This window comes from Paenibacillus sp. OAS669 (assembly GCF_014873645.1).
Lineage (GTDB): Bacteria > Bacillota > Bacilli > Paenibacillales > NBRC-103111 > Paenibacillus_S > Paenibacillus_S vulneris.
This window is the reverse complement of the sequence record NZ_JADBDR010000007.1, coordinates 42537-59602: the sequence shown is the minus strand read 5'-3', so window position 1 is coordinate 59602 and position 17066 is coordinate 42537. Positions and strand designations below refer to the sequence as shown.

Annotated in this window: 15 protein-coding genes; 11 read left to right on the top strand and 4 right to left on the bottom strand. The window is 50.3% G+C overall.

Going from position 1 to position 17066, the window contains the following annotated elements; all coding sequences use genetic code 11:
• The first annotated feature begins 340 nt into the window (after positions 1-340).
• The 3 genes from GGC63_RS16730 to GGC63_RS16720 all read left to right on the top strand — a co-directional run bounded on the left by GGC63_RS16730 (position 341) and on the right by GGC63_RS16720 (position 3837).
• The gene (locus tag GGC63_RS16730) at positions 341-1873 is read left to right on the top strand and encodes an extracellular solute-binding protein (RefSeq protein ID WP_192703261.1); all 1533 of its coding nucleotides are present in this window, start codon (positions 341-343) and stop codon (positions 1871-1873) included.
• 111 nt (positions 1874-1984) lie between these two features.
• Entirely contained in the window at positions 1985-2938 is a 954-nt protein-coding gene (locus GGC63_RS16725) for an ABC transporter permease (RefSeq protein WP_079913634.1), read from the top strand.
• A 26-nt stretch (positions 2939-2964) separates the two neighbouring features.
• A complete protein-coding gene (locus GGC63_RS16720) occupies positions 2965-3837 on the top strand; it encodes a carbohydrate ABC transporter permease (protein ID WP_079913633.1) in 873 nt (290 codons plus the stop codon).
• A gap of 133 nt (positions 3838-3970) precedes the next feature.
• On the opposite strand, the gene GGC63_RS16715 is transcribed toward GGC63_RS16720, so the two are convergent.
• From GGC63_RS16715 to GGC63_RS16705, 3 genes are all read right to left on the bottom strand, one after another.
• Complete coding sequence (locus GGC63_RS16715) at positions 3971-4789, bottom strand: SPL family radical SAM protein (protein WP_192703260.1); 819 nt, start codon at positions 4787-4789, stop codon at positions 3971-3973.
• 193 nt (positions 4790-4982) lie between these two features.
• On the bottom strand, positions 4983-5384 hold the full coding sequence (locus GGC63_RS16710; protein WP_079913631.1) for a PepSY domain-containing protein: 402 nt from the start codon (positions 5382-5384) through the stop codon (positions 4983-4985).
• Between the two features lie 229 nt (positions 5385-5613).
• On the bottom strand, positions 5614-6582 hold the full coding sequence (locus tag GGC63_RS16705) for an aldolase catalytic domain-containing protein (protein ID WP_079913630.1): 969 nt from the start codon (positions 6580-6582) through the stop codon (positions 5614-5616).
• Between the two features lie 452 nt (positions 6583-7034).
• Between GGC63_RS16705 and GGC63_RS16700 the strand changes: the two genes are divergently transcribed.
• The gene (locus tag GGC63_RS16700; RefSeq protein WP_192703259.1) at positions 7035-7793 is read left to right on the top strand and encodes an IclR family transcriptional regulator; all 759 of its coding nucleotides are present in this window, start codon (positions 7035-7037) and stop codon (positions 7791-7793) included.
• A gap of 64 nt (positions 7794-7857) precedes the next feature.
• A complete protein-coding gene (locus tag GGC63_RS16695; protein WP_192703258.1) occupies positions 7858-8361 on the top strand; it encodes an NUDIX hydrolase in 504 nt (167 codons plus the stop codon).
• 73 nt (positions 8362-8434) lie between these two features.
• Here the strand turns inward: GGC63_RS16695 and GGC63_RS16690 are convergent, their stop codons facing one another.
• A complete protein-coding gene (locus GGC63_RS16690; RefSeq protein ID WP_192703477.1) occupies positions 8435-8794 on the bottom strand; it encodes a DUF4870 domain-containing protein in 360 nt (119 codons plus the stop codon).
• 175 nt (positions 8795-8969) lie between these two features.
• On the opposite strand from GGC63_RS16690, the gene GGC63_RS16685 reads away from it, so the two are divergent.
• From GGC63_RS16685 to GGC63_RS16660, 6 genes are all read left to right on the top strand, one after another.
• Positions 8970-9398 carry a hypothetical protein gene (locus GGC63_RS16685; protein ID WP_079913627.1) on the top strand — a complete coding sequence of 143 codons (429 nt, stop codon included), beginning with the start codon at positions 8970-8972 and terminating at the stop codon, positions 9396-9398.
• A gap of 306 nt (positions 9399-9704) precedes the next feature.
• Positions 9705-10580: a cation diffusion facilitator family transporter gene (locus GGC63_RS16680; RefSeq protein WP_079913626.1), complete on the top strand. Its 876-nt coding sequence runs from the start codon at positions 9705-9707 to the stop codon at positions 10578-10580.
• A 489-nt stretch (positions 10581-11069) separates the two neighbouring features.
• A complete protein-coding gene (locus GGC63_RS16675) occupies positions 11070-12596 on the top strand; it encodes an AbgT family transporter (protein WP_079913625.1) in 1527 nt (508 codons plus the stop codon).
• A gap of 45 nt (positions 12597-12641) precedes the next feature.
• Positions 12642-13898, top strand: a complete 1257-nt coding sequence (locus GGC63_RS16670) for an amidohydrolase (protein WP_192703257.1) — start codon at positions 12642-12644, stop codon at positions 13896-13898.
• A gap of 216 nt (positions 13899-14114) precedes the next feature.
• The gene (locus tag GGC63_RS16665) at positions 14115-15428 is read left to right on the top strand and encodes a hypothetical protein (RefSeq protein ID WP_079913623.1); all 1314 of its coding nucleotides are present in this window, start codon (positions 14115-14117) and stop codon (positions 15426-15428) included.
• A gap of 78 nt (positions 15429-15506) precedes the next feature.
• Positions 15507-16910 carry a M20 family metallopeptidase gene (locus GGC63_RS16660; protein ID WP_225948274.1) on the top strand — a complete coding sequence of 468 codons (1404 nt, stop codon included), beginning with the start codon at positions 15507-15509 and terminating at the stop codon, positions 16908-16910.
• The last annotated feature ends 156 nt before the right edge of the window (positions 16911-17066 follow it).

The window sequence follows — 17066 nt, the reverse complement described above, 5'->3', positions numbered from 1 at the left end:
ACCCTGCTGATCGTCCTGGTTCTACGTACCTGTTCTAGTAGGAGGAATGTAAGGGTGCTGAATGGGCCCAAAAGACTTGAAAGCGGTCCTCAACAAGACTATCTTTAGCCCCGGCAGCGTGTAGATTTCGTCATTACATAGGGGCTATATCAGGTTAATTTCTGCATATAAGATAGGCGCAAACCCGCGCCGTTACTGGGTTTATAAGATGTGAGTCAGGGATAATGTACGAAATCTGAATTAAGGGTTACATTATAACTCGAAAAGAGAACAAGCAGTTACGTACAAACCTTTTGAACAACTTTGAACCATATAGTGATGAAATTGGGAGGAAGAGAAAATGAGTAAATCTTCAAAAGATTTGAAATGGATCAGTGCAGTATGTACCCTTGCTCTTGCCGGTTCCGTCATTGCAGGCTGCAGCAGCAGTAAAGGTACGGATTCTAACGGCGCAGCATCAAACTCGAACGGTAACAATAATGGACCGGTTAAAATTACGGTGATGGCCGATCTGCAATCTCCGGAAGTACCATCCGATAAAATCGAAAAATTGCTGGAACAAAAAACAAACTCCGAGCTTGATATTCAATGGGTTCCGGATGGTTCTTATGATGAGAAATTCCAAGCGGCGTTTGCAACAGGCTCCCTGCCGCAAGTGGTTTACCTTAAAAACCAGGCTTCCTTCATCTTGATGAGAGATGCAATCAAGAACGGCCAATTCTGGGAAGTAGGTCCTTATTTGAAGGATTATCCGAATCTGAAGAATCTGGATCCAAAGGTTTTGAAAAACACGGAAGTCGGGGGCAAAATCTACTCCCTGTACCAGGAAAGACAACCGGCTCGCTCCGGCTTGATCTATCGTAAAGACTGGGCGGATAAATTAGGTATTCCGGCTCCGCAAACCGTCGATGACTTGTATAACATGCTTAAGAAATTTAAAGAAGCCGATTTGGCGGGCGGCGGCAAGACGATTCCTTTGGCTGACCGTAACGATTTGATCTACGGCTCGTTCAAAACCGTCTCCATGTACTTCGGCACTCCGAATGGCTGGGGAGTTCAAGACGGCAAGCTGACACCGGAATTTATGACCCCAGGCTACATGGATACGCTGAAGTTTTACAAAAAGCTGCGTGACGAAGGCTTGATCAACCAAGACTTCCCTGTAACAAGTAAAACCGACCAGCAGAACCTGATGTACACAGGCAGAGCCGGAGCCTACATCGGAACTATGGGCGATGTAAAAACAATGCAAGAGAAAACAGAGAAAAACATCCCTGAAGCGAAATTTGATGTAGTTAACGAAATTAAGGATAAATCCGGTAAAAACATTACTTGGGGACTTCCAGGCTACGGAACCGTTGTTCTGTTCCCTAAATCCTCCGTTAAAACCGAGAATGATCTGAAAAACATCCTGAACGTCATGGATAAGTTCTATTCGCCGGAAGTTGCTAACCTGTTGAAATACGGTGTGGAAAACGAGCATTACACGATGAAGGACGGCAAGGTATTGCCTTCTACGGACAGCAAGCTTGTAGAGAAAGAAGTAAGACCTTACTTGAACATGGCTCTGTATGAAACAACGAACATTACGCCTTCTTTCTACACATTGCCGGTTGCTGAGAAAGCAAACACCCTGTCCAACGCAGCTGCGAAATTCATGGTTACTGATCCTACAGTGTCGTTGGATTCCAAAACGTATAACGAAAAAGGCGCAAGACTGCAGGATCTGATCAAAGACGCAACGTACCAATATGTTATGGGCAAAATTGATGACGCCGGTTACCAAGCAGCTATCAAGAAATGGCAAAACGATGGCGGTCAAAAAATCATCGATGAATTTAACGAACAATATAAAAGCGTTGGTGGCAAATAAGAAGGTCCCATAAGAGGTGGTTTAGGGCGAAAGGCTGCTGGAACAGATCGGCAGCCTTAGCCTATCTCGATTGCATTTTCCGATTGCTAACGATAGAAAGGAATGAACGTAATGAATAATACGGCTGCTGAGTCTAATCCCGTAGTTGTTCCAAAGCCTCAAAGCGGTCTCTGGAAACGTGTCGTTCGCAACCGTTATATTTATCTAATGATATTGCCGGGCTTTCTCTATTTTCTGATTTTTAAATACATTCCTATGTTCGGCCTGGTGATTTCATTTCAGGATTACCAGCCCTATAAGGGAATCATGGGCAGTGAATGGGTCGGACTGAAGCACTTCGAACGATTGTTCACCGATTCGGAGTTTTGGAATATATTCAAAAACACATTAGTTGTCTTTGTCGTCAATATCGTATTTTATTTCCCCGTACCGATCTTGCTGGCACTTATGCTTAATGAAGTCGCCAGTTCGTATTTCAAGCGGGTTGTGCAAACGATTGTGTATATCCCGCATTTCTTGTCATGGGTTATCGTCGTATCCATTTCCTTCGTTATGCTGACGATGGATGGCGGTCTTATTAACGAGCTGATTGCTTATTTCGGCGGACAGCCGATCAATTTCCTCATGAGCGAGGAATGGTTTAATCCGATTTATGTCATTCAGGTGATTTGGCGCGAAGCGGGCTGGGGAACGATTGTTTACTTGGCGGCCATGGCGGCTATCGACCCGGGCTTGTATGAAGCGGCGCGGATGGATGGAGCCGGACGTTTTCGTCAAATCTGGCATATCACACTTCCGAGTATCCGTAGTGTAGTTATCGTTCTATTGATTCTGAAAATTGGTAACGTCCTGGATACCAGCTTCGAGCATATTTATCTGCTGCTCAACTCCATGAATAAGAACGTAGCAGAAATCCTTGATACTTATGTCTATACAACCGGTTTGAAGCAAGGGCAATACAGCTTCAGTACCGCTGTCGGCTTGTTCAAATCCGTTATCGGCCTGCTTCTGGTGATGTTCTCCAACTGGCTGGCTAAGAAATTCGGCGAGGACGGAATCTACTAAGCCGTTACTTCAAAGGAGGCATCAAAATGGTTCAAGATAAAACGTTTGCCAGCCGTTTATTCGACTTTGTCAATATTACGCTCCTTGTCATCGTCTCGCTGCTCATGCTCCTGCCGTTCCTTCACGTGGTTATGGGCTCGTTCACTACAGCGGAAGAGATGGCGCGCAAGCCGTTCGTATTGATTCCAAGTGAATTTACGCTGAGCGCTTATCAATATATTTTATCGACGGGAACACTCTTTAAAGCATTGGCTGTATCTATTGGCGTTACCGTTGGCGGTACCATCATCAGTATGTTCCTGACGTCGCTCATGGCATACGGTCTGACAAGAAGAGACTTGGATGGCCGTACTACCGTTAACCTGATGATCGTATTCACCATGTTGTTCAGCGGCGGCTTGATCCCATCCTTCCTTGTCGTGAAAGCTATGGGTTTGATTGACAGCTACATGGCAATGATTTTGCCTAGTGCAATCAGCGCGTTCAATCTGATCATTCTGCGCAGCTTTTTCCAAGGACTGCCGGATGGGATTGAGGAATCTGCCAAAATCGACGGCTGCGGCGATTTCGGAATTTTGTTCAAAATCGTTCTGCCTTTGTCCCTGCCATCCTTGGCCACTATCTCTTTGTTCTATGCGGTAAACTACTGGAACTCCTATTTCCACGCCATTATGTTCATTAATGATGCGTCGAAATGGCCGATTCAGGTTCTGCTGCGTCAAATCGTTATCGCGGCGAGCGGATTGGCTGCAGATACGGGTAACGATTTCATCAAACCGCCTGAGCAAACGATCAAGATGGCCGTTATCGTGGTATCGACTCTCCCAATATTGATCGTATATCCTTTCTTGCAAAAATATTTCGCCAAAGGTGCTTTGGTCGGTTCTGTCAAAGGGTAATTTCCATCCTGGCGAGACAGAGGACGTGCCTCTACAGCCTGGGTATGAAATGACGAACGCCCCTATTAGACTGCTGCATGCAGAAGTCTTACAGGGGCGTTACTGTTCTATGATGCAATGAAAGGTCCGTGCTTCAAGGCAAAAAGCCTGCTTGGCTGACCAGGATCTGGTTTTCGGGGAAATGAGCCTTCAGCCTATTCCATACGCGCTCATAAGCGCTTCGGTCATACCATTCGGTCATGCCGAGCTCCTCGTAGATACGGCGAATGCCAAGCCGCTCGGTCCGTTTGCCGAGACTTCCGTCACCCATGAAGAAGTCATCGATGCACACCCGATCGACGACCTCGGCAAGCCGTTCGGCGAACCGATCCGAGGAAGGCAGTACCGGAGAGATAGCAGCCTGTACATCCAGACCCTCCGCTGTAAGCTGCTTCAACGCTTTCATTCTTGCCGCCAAAGGCGGCGCTGACGGGGTGAACGCACGTCTCATCGGCTCCAGATCGGTCTCCACCGTGACGCTGACCCGGACGTGCTCCTTCATCTGAAGCAGCAGATCGATATCTCGCGTGACGAGAGGGCTGCGTGTCTGCAGGAGAAGAAAATCGGGCGGTGTCTGCACCATCGCTTCCAGCAGGGAGCGGGTGAGCCGCTCGCGGTACTCTACAGGCTGATAAGGGTCCGTACTGGACGACATGAAGATCGTTACGGGACCTTTGCGCCGCGCCTTGGTAAGCTCCTTTGACAGGATTGCGGCAGCCCCTTCCTTAATATCGACCCAGGTTCCCCAGGGCTCTGAACGGAACTTGGCTACCGGCATTTCCCGCACATAGCAGTAGGAGCAGGAGAATGCGCAGCCTGTATAGGGATTCAGTGTATGGCTGTATCCGGTCAAGTAACCGCCGGCTGGATTAAGTAGCGTCTTGGGAGCTTTATGTGTAAGGGTCGGCTGCATCAATGATCACCTCCAGGGTTGATAGATGAGGAAGCGCGCTGCTGCGAAAGGCGAGTGTAAGTTTCGGCTGCCAGCCGTACCTTACATTATAGCAAAAAAAGCACTCGCAGAGGGATTGTTCCCGGACACCCGGATTGGCCGCAGCAAAAAAGAAAGCCCTCGGCACCCGGCGGGCAGAAGGCTTAAACATCGACTATTCCATATCTTCAACGGTTTCCATGTCGTTATCGGTTTGTTCCACGGCAATGACTTTTCCGGTGTTGGCGTCGACCTTAACCTCCATCACCTGCGAATGCTTATCTTCAATGAAGACGTTGTAGACGACAGTGCCATCTTCGATCCCGAGCATAACTTCCTGTACTTTGCCGTCTACCTTTTTCTTGGCGATGGTGACGCTTTGGTCTTTTGTAATTTTGGCCTGCTTCTGAAGCTCCGCCTGTTCTGCCGCGACTTGTTCATCATAATTCATCATTTGTTCAGACTCTGCTGGAGCCGGGACCGAAGCAGGATCCGCAGAAGCCGGATGAGACAAGATCATGCCTGCACCGATAATAAGAGCCGTGACAGCGGCCCATCCCCATACTTTGTTGTTCATCTGACTGCCTCCTTGAAAAGATGATCAATAGTGGTACTAGCTATATCATATCCACAAAAAATGGGAGCTATCGCTTCAAATGACGCTGTAGGGGATGGTAATAATATGCAAAAGAAGGCCAGAAAAGGGACGGCAAGCACGGAAGCAAACTAGGATGCCTCCATGAAAATGTCAGAAAAAGACGGCCGCACAGGGCAGCCGTCTCTCATGAATTGCTTATGGGAACGAATTAGTCGGAATGATGATTGGTAGGCATCGCTTCCGGAGATGTCAGTTTATCGTAGAAGTCTACGTATTTATCTTTATCATCGCTTGCGCGAAGAGCCATGGCGGCACGAGGATGCTCGTTCAATACGCCGGCAATCATGTAAGGAACGATGTAGCCCCACTCGACTTTCTCGCGCATAGGCACCAAATGTCTCTCAATCAGATCCAGAACCGGACGTACTTCGTATTTCGGATTTTTCAGGTAGCTTACCAGCAGCTCGGTAGGGCAGTTACCTGCCGCACGGCCCATGCCGAATACGGAAGCATCGAGGAATTGCACACCCTTGCTTGCGCCCATAATCGTGTTCGAGAAGGCAAGCTGCATGTTATTGTGCATATGAAGGCCGAGCTGCTTCTCAGGAAGCAAACGTTGGAATTTGGCAACGAGGTAATCAATATCGCTGTAATCCATGCTGCCGTAAGAGTCTACAATGTAGACGACGTCAACCGGGCTTTTGTTGATTTCTTCGAAAGCTTCGGTCAGCTCATTCTCCATCACGTGGGACAGCGCCATAATGTTAATGCTGGTCTCATAGCCGTAGCTGTTGAATTTGCGTACCAGCTCGAGCGCTTTATCTACATCCTTGATGTAAGTAGCTACGCGGATCAAATCAAGCTGACTTTGCTCGCGAGGGAGGATGTCGTTCTCGTCTACACGGCCGATATCGACCAAAGCGGACAGCTTGGTATCGGTTTTGTTAGGGATAACTTCCTTCAAGAAATCTTCGTTCAGGAAGCGCCACGGGCCAGCATCGGCACCTTTAAGCAGCTTGGCGGAGTTTTTATAGCCGATTTCCATATATTCGACGCCGGCTTCGCTCAAGCCCGCATACATATCTTGTACCATTTTTACGCTAAAATCCCAATTGTTGACGAGACCTCCGTCACGAATCGTGCAGTCCAAAATTTTGTGATTCATACCTCTTGTCATAATATGTGCTCCTTTTCTCGTTGTGGCGGAGTCAGCCCGGCAAAGAAACCGTATGGCGGGCGATGCTGGCCACCTTATAATACTTCGCTACTTCGAAGCTTTTTGGCTTTCAAGCGATAAAGTGGTATTTTCTAACCCTATCATTACACATCATTAACTACTTGTCAATGATAACAAAACAATGGTCAATTGACAAACATTATATGTAAATTTGGGGACTTCAAGGCAGCCCGTTTTTAAGGAAAAGACGGGGGAACTCCGCATTCCTTTCGGGGAGAGACGCTCATTGACCCTTGGCCGGGACAGGTGATAAAATGTGGGGAATAGAATTTTGAAACAAGGTTCATTATTGTGAACTTATTTTTTGTATAGTAAGGCTCAACCGCGGCAAAGCACAATCGCAGTGAAGCATATTTATGCCATGAATAATAATAATGGGGGCTATGTAAGCCATGGATAAAAAATATTGGGTGCCCGCTCTGGACCGGGCTCACCGTGTACTTCGCGAAATCGCTGAAGAGAGGGGAAGGCTCAAGCTCACTGATTTGTGCCAGCGGACCCATGTCAGCAAGAGCACAATGTTTTCTCTGCTTCAGACAATGGAGGAATTAGGCTGGATTGAGAAGGATGCAGCGGATTCCTATGGACTCGGCGGTTATTTCGGCTGGCTTGGCAGCGCGTATTTCCAGCAATTTAATTTGATTGACCTATTCAAGCGGGAAGCGCCCGCGATCATGAGGGAGATCGGAGAATCCGTTCAGCTTGCGAGGCTGGAGGGCACGGAGGTCGTCTATTTGGCGAAGGAAGCGGCCCCGACGCCGGTGCAGGTCAATTCCGGACCGGGCTCAAGGTTCCCCGCTCATGCCACGGGTCTCGGCAAAGTCATGCTGGCCGGAGTGGATGAGGAGATGTGGGGACGCCTGTATCCGTCCGAGACTCCGTTAGCTCAGCTGACCCCTTACACTATCGTTTCGATTGAGGCATTGAAGAAGCAGGTACAGCAGGCGAGACTGGAGGGGGTGGCTTGCGATGAACAGGAGGCTGTTATGGGCTTCTGCTGCGTTGCCGCCCCTATTAAGCAGCCTGGGGGAGAGGTTTGCGGAGCAGTCAGCATCTCCATGCCTCTCCATGAGTGGGAGCGGAAGAGGGTCCTGGCCGGGACATTAGCCGTGACATTGGCGGAGAAGCTCGCCTACGGCGGCCGAGATTAACGGAGCCTGAGGATTAGGATTTATTAAACACATACATATTTAATGGTCGAAAGGAAGGTACCTCATGAGGCTTAAGTATAATCTGTGCTTTATCCGTGAAGGTGACCGGCTGCTGATGCTGAACCGGCATAAGTCTCCCTTGCTTGGGCTCTGGAACGGTGTAGGCGGTAAGCTGGAGCCGGAGGAATCCCCCTGTGAGAGCGTCCTTCGGGAGGTGCGTGAGGAGACCGGGATCATATTGGCTGAGGCGCATTTTGGCGGGATTGTTACTTGGGAAGTCGACGGCAAGCCCAGCGGCGGAATGTATGTGTACCTGGCCGATATGCCTCCCGGGAGAGGGAAGGACTTTGACCATCCGGTCGGGATGGCCGAGGGGATATTGGCATTCAAGCCTATCGAATGGGTCATTCATCCGGATAACCAGGGAGTCGCCAATCATCTCCGGCATTTCCTGCAGCCCATGCTGAATCTGGAGGAGCCTCGGGAATACCGGTGTATCTTCCGCCAAGGGCAGCTGGTCGAATGCTTTCCTCTTCCTCTGGAGGCAGCTTACGCCATAGGCGCATAATCATCTTCGCATAAAAAAGGAAGCCGACATCGTTGAACAACGGGGTCGGCTTTTTGGCGTGTTCTTATTCGACCTACGGAACTTTCAGAAGGGAAATGCTTCCTATCACAGGCAGAGGCTTCAGCTGCCCGTTGGCCGATTGCAGAATCCCTATAATGACAAGAACCAATGTGGCCAAATTGGCAATCGGAAGCAGGATCCAGCCGATAAACGGAATAAAGCCGAGCACAATATTGCAGGCGATGCTGAACAACAGCAGAACAAGTCCCTGATTGGCATGGTACATGGCGAATCGGGATTGTCTCGCGGCAAGCAGCGGAATGAAAAATATAATATAAGCGGCCACAGCAAGCCATTTGTTCTGATGGACATCAGCGGGATCGACCCCGGACGGAGCGTCTGCCGCAGGGTAGCCTCTTTCATCGTCGTTCAATGGGCTCAATGCACACACCTCTTTCTAATAAGAAGAATGGTCATGCCTGAATCGTTTTGTAACCAATTTATGCAAGGGATTTCAAGCGTATGTCTGTTTGCGGAAAAAGGAATAGTTTGGCGCGTCCGCGGGGAATCTAAGCCAAACCATCTTTTTCATGAAAGGAACGAACCGAATGACGGGTGTGCCTATCTTTTTTGAGTTTGAAAATGAAAAGTCGGCTTTGCTGGCCAAAGAAACGCTGGAGGAGCTCGGGTACCATACGGGACTGCACCGGGAATGGAAGCTGCCTGCGCTGCATATCGATGTCGAGAACAACGATCTGACCTCGGCATTGGAGATTGCCCAGGCGCACGGGGGCAGGCTGAAGGAAATGGAAGGTGCCGCAACGGAAAGCGATACCTACGCGATGGCTTATAATGAAGCCGATTATATCTCCATCCCGGCCCATTTGATCAATGAAGATCTAATGGAGAACGACAGCACGACAGCGGATACATTCCCGGGCGTTGCTGCAGGAGAGTCGGATTCGGGCAATGGCCATCCGGTATTTGATCCTTCCACTGACGATTACAACTATTTTGATGCCGGAGTCCGATTATAAGGGCAGCTGGTTGAACAAGGGATCAGCAATAAAGCCAGGCAGCGGCCTCACGCCCACAATGCGGAGGCTGCTCTTTCTTTTGTCAGGATTTCTATTGGAGCGCTATCCCGTATCTTCTATAGATATAGACTAGAAATTAGCTTGGGTGAAAAAGATTTGCCTTAGAAAACAAAGTTGCGCTGTCCCTATTTTTCGTTGCTAGGAAAACACTGTTTCTCTAAACCCACACAAGTTTCGTTTGTTATGATGGGGTTCGGTCAAAAAGCAGCGTATTTTTCGATAAAGGAAGCTTGGGGGAGAATCAACGTGGACACATACGATAATCTGAAGCAGGGCGAGAGAGGCGCATGGGTCAGTATCATTGCCTACATTATTTTATCCGCATTCAAAATCACTATGGGATACCTGACAGGCTCAGAAGCGTTATCAGCGGATGGGATTAACAATACAACCGACATTATCGTATCTCTTGCCGTACTTATCGGCCTGCGGATCTCGCGCAAGCCGCCCGACCACGACCATCCGTACGGTCACATGCGTGCGGAAACGATCGCCTCTATGGTGGCGTCCTTCATTATGTTCGCTGCCGGTATCCAGGTGCTGATTCAGTCCGGCCAGAGCTTCTTCGAAGACAAGGGACAGGCTCCGGACATGATAGCCGCATGGATCGCCCTGATATGTGCTGCGTGCATGTGGTTCGTTTACTTATACAACAGCCGTCTGGCCCGCAAAATCAACAATCAGTCGCTGATGGCCGCCGCTTACGATAACCGGTCGGATGCGCTCGTCAGTATTGGGGCCGCCGTCGGCATATTCGGAGCGCGCCTCGGAATGCCTATTCTTGATGCCATTGCCGCATTTGCGGTAGGGATCGTTATTTGCAAAACGGCCTGGGATATTTTCTACGAAGCCACTCATGCCCTGACAGACGGCTTCGATGAAGAGAAGCTGACCATGTTCCGCGAGACGGTCGGCGATACCCCCGGGGTCAAAGGAATCAAGGACATTAAAGCTCGTGTACACGGCAGCAGCGTGCTTCTGGATGTTGTCGTAGAGGTCGCAGCGGAGCTGAGTGTGGAGCAAAGCCACGATATTAGCGATGAAATCGAAAGACGCATGAACAAGAAGCATCAAATCGAGAACGTACACGTTCATATTGAGCCGTATTCAGGCAGCTGTTAATTTGTCCTTATGAGTTTGTTTAAGCCGCAGCATGGTTTCCTGCGGTTTTTTGCTATTCTGTAAAGGAAACACCCGTTAACCGGCAGTACCAGTAAAATATTGGATATGACAATAAACGTGACATGGGTATTGAAATCTGAATAAAACGAATATATAATAAATTTAACGAAAATTTCGCTATATTATCTATTAATGGTTTACGCTCGTTCCTGACGCTTTCATTTTCAATGAAAACGGTCAAAGGAACGGTTATCTCAGGTAAATAAGAAAGCGATTTCAAATGCTTAACCAGCTTCTTCCTATTAGGCCAAGCAAGCGAAGAAGGGCATATTGAAATGGATGGAATCCCTGCGAGATGACCGTGACATGGGGCAAGCAAGCTTTTGAGCCGTTACTAGATAGCTGAGAGGACAACCGGGGATAGTTTGATTCGGTCACCCTGCAACCGCATCATACGACCTACACACTATTGATCAGGGGGAACTAAATATGGAAAAGGCTGCAAATCCAGTGGTTGGCGCAAACGAATCAGGCTTGTTTAAATGGGTGGAACGTGTAGGCAACAAGCTCCCGAGCCCATTCATCTTGTTTATCTATTTGATCCTCATCTTGATGGCGGCTACTGCATTATTATCGTATTTTCACGTCGCTGCGTTCGATCCGATCAAGAAGGAACCTGTCTATGTGAAAAATCTTCTGAGCAAGGAAGGCATTCAATGGATCGTCATGAACGTGACCAAAAATTTTGCGGCCTTCACACCGCTTGCCTCAATCCTATCGTTGGTGATTGGCGTCGGGCTGGCGGAAAAGGTCGGCTTGCTCGAAGCGGTTATGCGTAAAATGACGACCCGGGTCAGCGCCAAGTATGCGAGCTACCTTGTCGTATTCATTGCCTTCTTCAGTCACGTGTCCTCGGATGCGGCGCTGGTGATTATGCCCCCTTTGGGAGCCCTCATCTTCCTGGCTGTGGGACGCCACCCGGTTGCAGGACTTCTTGCGGCCATTGCCGGTGTAGGCTCCGGGTTTACGGCCAATATTCTTATCGTGACGACGGATGTGCTGCTGTCCGGCATCAGCTCGGATATCGCCAAATCGGTCAATCCCGCAATGACGGTTAACGTCACGGACAACTGGTTCTTCATGATGACCTCGGTTATTGTACTGACGATTGTTGCAGCGCTCATTACGGATAAGTTCATTGAACCGCGACTCGGCAAGTACGAAGGAAGCAAGGACAAGCAACTGGAGAAGCTGACTGACGAGCAGAACCGGGCGCTTCGCACGACCGGTATCGTGGCCCTGATTTTCATTGCCATCATGGCGATTCTCGTTGTTCCTCAAGGAGCCCTGCTGCGTGATCCGAAATTGGGTACGGTCATACCTTCGCCGTTCATGTCAGGCATTGTGCCCATCATTATTTTGTTTTTCCTTACGATAGCGGTTACCTACGGGATCAAGATGAAGCTGATCCAAAGCCAGAACGACATTCCGAAGCTGCTTGTCAGCCCGATGAAGGGGATGGCCGGTTTTATCGTGATGGTGTTCCCTCTATCGCAATTCGTCGCCTTCTTTAACTGGAGTAACATGGGGAAATTCATGGCTCTGGGGATTACAGACTTCCTTGAAAATATGAACATGACCGGCATTCCGGTCGTTATCGGCTTGATGTTTTTGTCCGCATTGCTTACGATGTTTATTGCCAGCGGCTCGGCGATCTGGTCGATTCTGGCGCCGGTCTTCATTCCTTTGTTTATGGCGCTCGGCTATCACCCTGCGTTTGCTCAAATCGTGTTCAGGGTTGCGGATTCCTCGGTCATTCCGTTTGCTCCGATGTCGCCGTTCCTTGCGCTGTTCCTCGGCTTTTTGCAGGAATATAAGAAGGATGCGAAGCTCGGTACGTATTTCTCATTAATTTTGCCTTATCCTATCGCATTTTTTATCATTTGGACGCTGCTGCTCGTTATCTGGTTTTTCCTTGGACTGCCGATCGGGCCGGGTGTATATCCGAAGATGTAACAACAATGGAAAATATAGAAAAAGATTTAAAAGGAGCTGGAGACGTTGGACATTATTGCCGTACGACGTGATTTGCATGAACATCCCGAGGTCGGATTTACCGAATTCCGCACCGCTTCCAAGGTTGTGGAGATGCTGACCGCATGGGGGTATGAAGTGATCTATGGACAAGATGCGCTGGATGGTCCGTCCCGCCGGGGACTTCCGTCAGACAGCGTGCTGGAAGAAGCTTATGAGAGAGCGCTGCGTGACGGAGCAAATCCGGATATCGCAGCGCGAATGAGAGGCGGCTATACGGCTGTCATCGGGATTAAGAAGGGGCGTGCGCCGGGACCGACGGTAGCCTTCCGGTTTGATATGGACGCTTTGCCGATTCGGGAAAGCGATGAGGAAAGCCACTTTCCTCAAGCGAACGGCTTCCGCTCCAAGTATGAAGGCAATATGCATGCCTGTGCCCACGACGGCCATACGACCATCGGTCTGGGACTGGCAGAGAAGCTGGCCGACGGCGATTTCTCCGGTACGGTGAAGCTCATATTCCAACCGGCTGAAGAAGGGGTTCGAGGTGCTTATTCCATCGTGCAAAAAGGGCATCTGGATGACGTCAATTATTTATTTTGTCACCATCTGGGCACGGATGTGCCTACAGGGGAGATGCACGGCGGCTCCTACGGCTTCCTGGCAAGCACCAAGCTGGCCGCACATTTCTATGGCACAGCTTCCCATGCGGGAGCTACTCCGGAGCAGGGCCGCAACGCGCTGCTTGGCGCAGCAACAGCAACCCTGAACATCCATGCGCTGCCTCGGTTCAGCACGGGCTCGACACGCATCAACGTCGGGGTGCTGCAGAGCGGAACGGCCGCTAATATCGTTCCCGATTATGCCAAAATGATCATCGAAACCCGTTCCATCTCCGAGGAAACGAACAGTGAGCTGGAGCGCCGGGTTCGCAATATTATCGCGAGCAGTGCGGCCATGCATGAGCTGACCTATAAGATAGAGGTCATCGGCGCGGCGATTCCGATCGTCTGCGATGAAGAGCTCGTTACACTGGCGATGGAGGAAGCGCGGCAAGTGGAGGGCTTTACTTCCATTAAAGCAGGGGAGCCAAGCTCGGCCGGAAGCGAGGATGCCAGCTTCATGATCCGCAGGGTGCAGGAGCTGGGCGGCAAGGGAACGTACATGATCATCGGTTCGAATTTGCCGGCTCCGCATCATCATCCGAAGTTCGATATCGAGGAGGAAGTGCTTCCCTGGGGCATTGAGCTGCTGAACCGGATCGCCAGAAGAGTGTTGAAATAATTCATGTTGTAAAGGATTCAATCAACTTCGCAGAAAGGGGCTCTCCTCGGATAAGGAGGAGCCTCTTTTTTCTTCAGCCCCATCCTGTAATGAAAGTGACTCTGTAAAGCCAGCAACTCCAGTCGCCACCCCTAGCTTCTCCTTTTCCCGAATACGGGGGAACTTGCTATAATAGAATCATCTTCTAGCTGAACTAAAGAAGGAGCAAGAGCAGTGATGTATAAATTCGGCGTTGTAGGACCCGTTCCATCCGTTGAGAAAATATTGGACGTTTCCAAGGAAAGTCCATACGAAATTGAATTTATTCCGCTTCCTTACGTTAACCCGCAGGAAGTGAAGGCTATCATAGAGCAGCATCGGCACGAGGTGCACGGCTGGTTCTTCTCCGGTCCCATACCGTATCTCCGGTCCAAGGAATTGCTCCATACCGATGCGAACGTCGTTTATTGCAAGCCTACCGGGGCGAGTCTGTTCAAGAGCTTGCTGGAGCTGTCCCTCTATCGCCGTGAGGTATCCACACGGATCTCTATTGATATGATCTATACGGAGGATCTCGATTTACAGGAATCGTTATTGGAAGCGGGCTTTCCGATGGAGCAGACCTATATTAAAATGTTCGATCAGCATACGGATCCGGATGAGCTGGTTGAGTACCATCTCAAGCTGTGGAGAGAAGGGAAAATCGACGGTGCCCTAACATGCATGACCTATGTGTATCAGGCATTGCAGGGACAAGACTTCCCGGTATACCGTATCGGGATGACGCAGCAGGACATTCGCCTGGCTGTCAAAATGATCCATGAGCAGGCTAAAAGCTCCTTTTTTAAAGATACCCAGATCGGTGTAGAAATCATTGAAATCGATCAGTTCGACCAGATCTCCGAGAAATCCGGCACTCGTTATCATCTGCAGCACCTGGAGCTGAAGATCAAGCATGCGCTGCTGCTGCTCTGCGAGAGAATCGACGGCTCCCTGCTTGAGAACGGCAACGGGAGATATCAAATATTCAGCTCCCGCGGGGCTATCGAGCGGGAACTGGAGATGCTGAGGGAGACGGTGAAGCATCTGTCTCTGGAGGCTAACGTTCCGGTAGCCGTAGGCATCGGCTTCGGCACTACGGCCTTTTCGGCCGAGAACCATGCGCGGAGGGCGGTGCAGCATGCCAAGGAGAAGGAAGACAGAGGCATTGTCATCGTGCAGGAGAACGGGGTTATAGTCGAAGCCGCAGGAGAAGAGGAGGAGCTCACATACGCTTATCGCACCAATAACAAGGAGCTGCTGGAAAAGCTGGCGCAAGCGAACATCAGCGCCAAGACATACAACAAGATCGAAGCACTTGTGCAGCGTATGGGCTGGGACGGGTTCACGACCGCAAGTCTGGCCTCTCATTTATCCATGACGATACGCAACGCGCAGCGGATTATGGGAAGCCTGGTCGAATACGGGCTTGCCGAGGTCGGCGGCGAGGAGCTTCATTCGGTACGCGGGAGACCAAGCAAAATATACCGCCTAACCTCCGGATTGAAATAAACGGTGAGAAGTCCTATAATATTAATAAGCGTAACTTTCGTTAATTATTCGTTTATTAAATGTGAGGGACTGATGAAGATGAAGCCAACAGAACGGCTTTCAGCCATTATCGAGCAGAAGAGAGAGACCTTCATTCATCTCAGTGACTGTATTTGGGATTACGCGGAAACCCGCTTCGAGGAATTCCGCTCCGCGGAGCTGCTCTGTCAAGCATTGGAGCAAGAAGGCTTCACCGTGGAGAGAGGGGCAGGAGGCATTCCTACCGCTTTTGTCGGAAGTTATGGAAGCGGTTATCCTGTTGTTGGACTGCTGGGCGAATTCGATGCACTGTCCGGCTTAAGCCAGAAGAAAGCGACGCCTGAAGCGGAGCCGGTCGTACCGGGAGGCAACGGGCACGGATGCGGGCATAACCTGCTTGGTACCGGCTCTCTGGCTGCGGCCGTTGCTCTGAAGCAGTATATGGAGGAGAACGGCATTCCGGGCACCGTTCGCTATTATGGCTGTCCGGGTGAAGAGGGCGGCTCCGGCAAAGCCTTCATGGCTAGAGAAGGGCTGTTTGACGACGTCGACTTTGCCATCAGCTGGCATCCTATGGACTATAACAGCATCATGTCGGTCAGCTCCTTGGCGAACTATCAGGTCTATTATAAGTTTAAAGGCAGAAGCGCCCACGCGGCAGCGAGTCCCCATCTGGGACGAAGCGCTCTCGACGCGGTCGAGCTGATGAATATCGGCGTGAACTATTTGCGCGAGCATATCATCCAAGAGGCTAGAGTGCACTACGCTATTACCAACAGCGGAGGTCATTCCCCGAATGTGGTGCAGCCGAATGCGGAAGTGCTGTATTTGATCCGCGCGCCGCAAATTGGGCAGGCCAAAGAGATTTTCGACCGGGTCAGCGATATAGCCCGCGGCGCGGCCCTGATGACCGGCACGGAAGTGAGCATTGTATTCGACAAAGCCTGCTCGAACCTCGTGCCGAATACGGTCATGGAGCAGGTCATGTACGAGCAGTTCTCGGAGCTCGGAGTACCAGCGCATGACGAGGCGGAGCTGGAGCTGGCGCTGCAGGTGAAGGCGACCTTATCGGAGGCGGAGATCAACAGCGCGCCGAACATTCCGGCGGGAATGAGAGAGCGCGCGATGGCGGACCGCTTGAATCCTTATACGGGAACGCTGCCGCTTTACGGCTCAACGGACGTAGGGGATGTGAGCTGGATTACGCCGACGGCTCAATGCACGACCGCATGCTTCGTTGTCGGCTCGCCGCCTCACACATGGCAGTGGGTAACGCTGGGGGCTACCTCCATCGCTCATAAAGGCATGCTGCATGCCGGCAAGGTCATGGCGGCTACAGCCATGAAGATGATTCAAAATCCGGAGCTCATCGAGCAGGCGAAGCAGGAGCTGAAGGATCGACTGCAAGGAAGCACTTATCAATGTCCTATTCCTAAGGATGTCGTCGCATCTGCAAGGAAATAATTCATTCACGACGTCAAGAGTCGCTGGAGCCTGTGTTACAGGCGGCCGGCGGCTCTTTATTTTGCAAAATAAGAGCAATCGAGCAATAAAAGTCAAACGCAATCGGCCCCGCTGCATAAATGTCCTGTTGATGGAAAATGAAAAACGTAGTATGAA

Coding starts and splice junctions, on each gene's coding strand:
- GGC63_RS16730 (WP_192703261.1), top strand. CDS start 341: ATGAGTAAATCTTCAAAAGATTTGAAATGGATCAGTGCAGTATGTACC.
- GGC63_RS16725 (WP_079913634.1), top strand. CDS start 1,985: ATGAATAATACGGCTGCTGAGTCTAATCCCGTAGTTGTTCCAAAGCCT.
- GGC63_RS16720 (WP_079913633.1), top strand. CDS start 2,965: ATGGTTCAAGATAAAACGTTTGCCAGCCGTTTATTCGACTTTGTCAAT.
- GGC63_RS16715 (WP_192703260.1), bottom strand. CDS start 4,789: ATGCAGCCGACCCTTACACATAAAGCTCCCAAGACGCTACTTAATCCA.
- GGC63_RS16710 (WP_079913631.1), bottom strand. CDS start 5,384: ATGAACAACAAAGTATGGGGATGGGCCGCTGTCACGGCTCTTATTATC.
- GGC63_RS16705 (WP_079913630.1), bottom strand. CDS start 6,582: ATGACAAGAGGTATGAATCACAAAATTTTGGACTGCACGATTCGTGAC.
- GGC63_RS16700 (WP_192703259.1), top strand. CDS start 7,035: ATGGATAAAAAATATTGGGTGCCCGCTCTGGACCGGGCTCACCGTGTA.
- GGC63_RS16695 (WP_192703258.1), top strand. CDS start 7,858: ATGAGGCTTAAGTATAATCTGTGCTTTATCCGTGAAGGTGACCGGCTG.
- GGC63_RS16685 (WP_079913627.1), top strand. CDS start 8,970: ATGACGGGTGTGCCTATCTTTTTTGAGTTTGAAAATGAAAAGTCGGCT.
- GGC63_RS16675 (WP_079913625.1), top strand. CDS start 11,070: ATGGAAAAGGCTGCAAATCCAGTGGTTGGCGCAAACGAATCAGGCTTG.
- GGC63_RS16665 (WP_079913623.1), top strand. CDS start 14,115: ATGTATAAATTCGGCGTTGTAGGACCCGTTCCATCCGTTGAGAAAATA.
- GGC63_RS16660 (WP_225948274.1), top strand. CDS start 15,507: ATGAAGCCAACAGAACGGCTTTCAGCCATTATCGAGCAGAAGAGAGAG.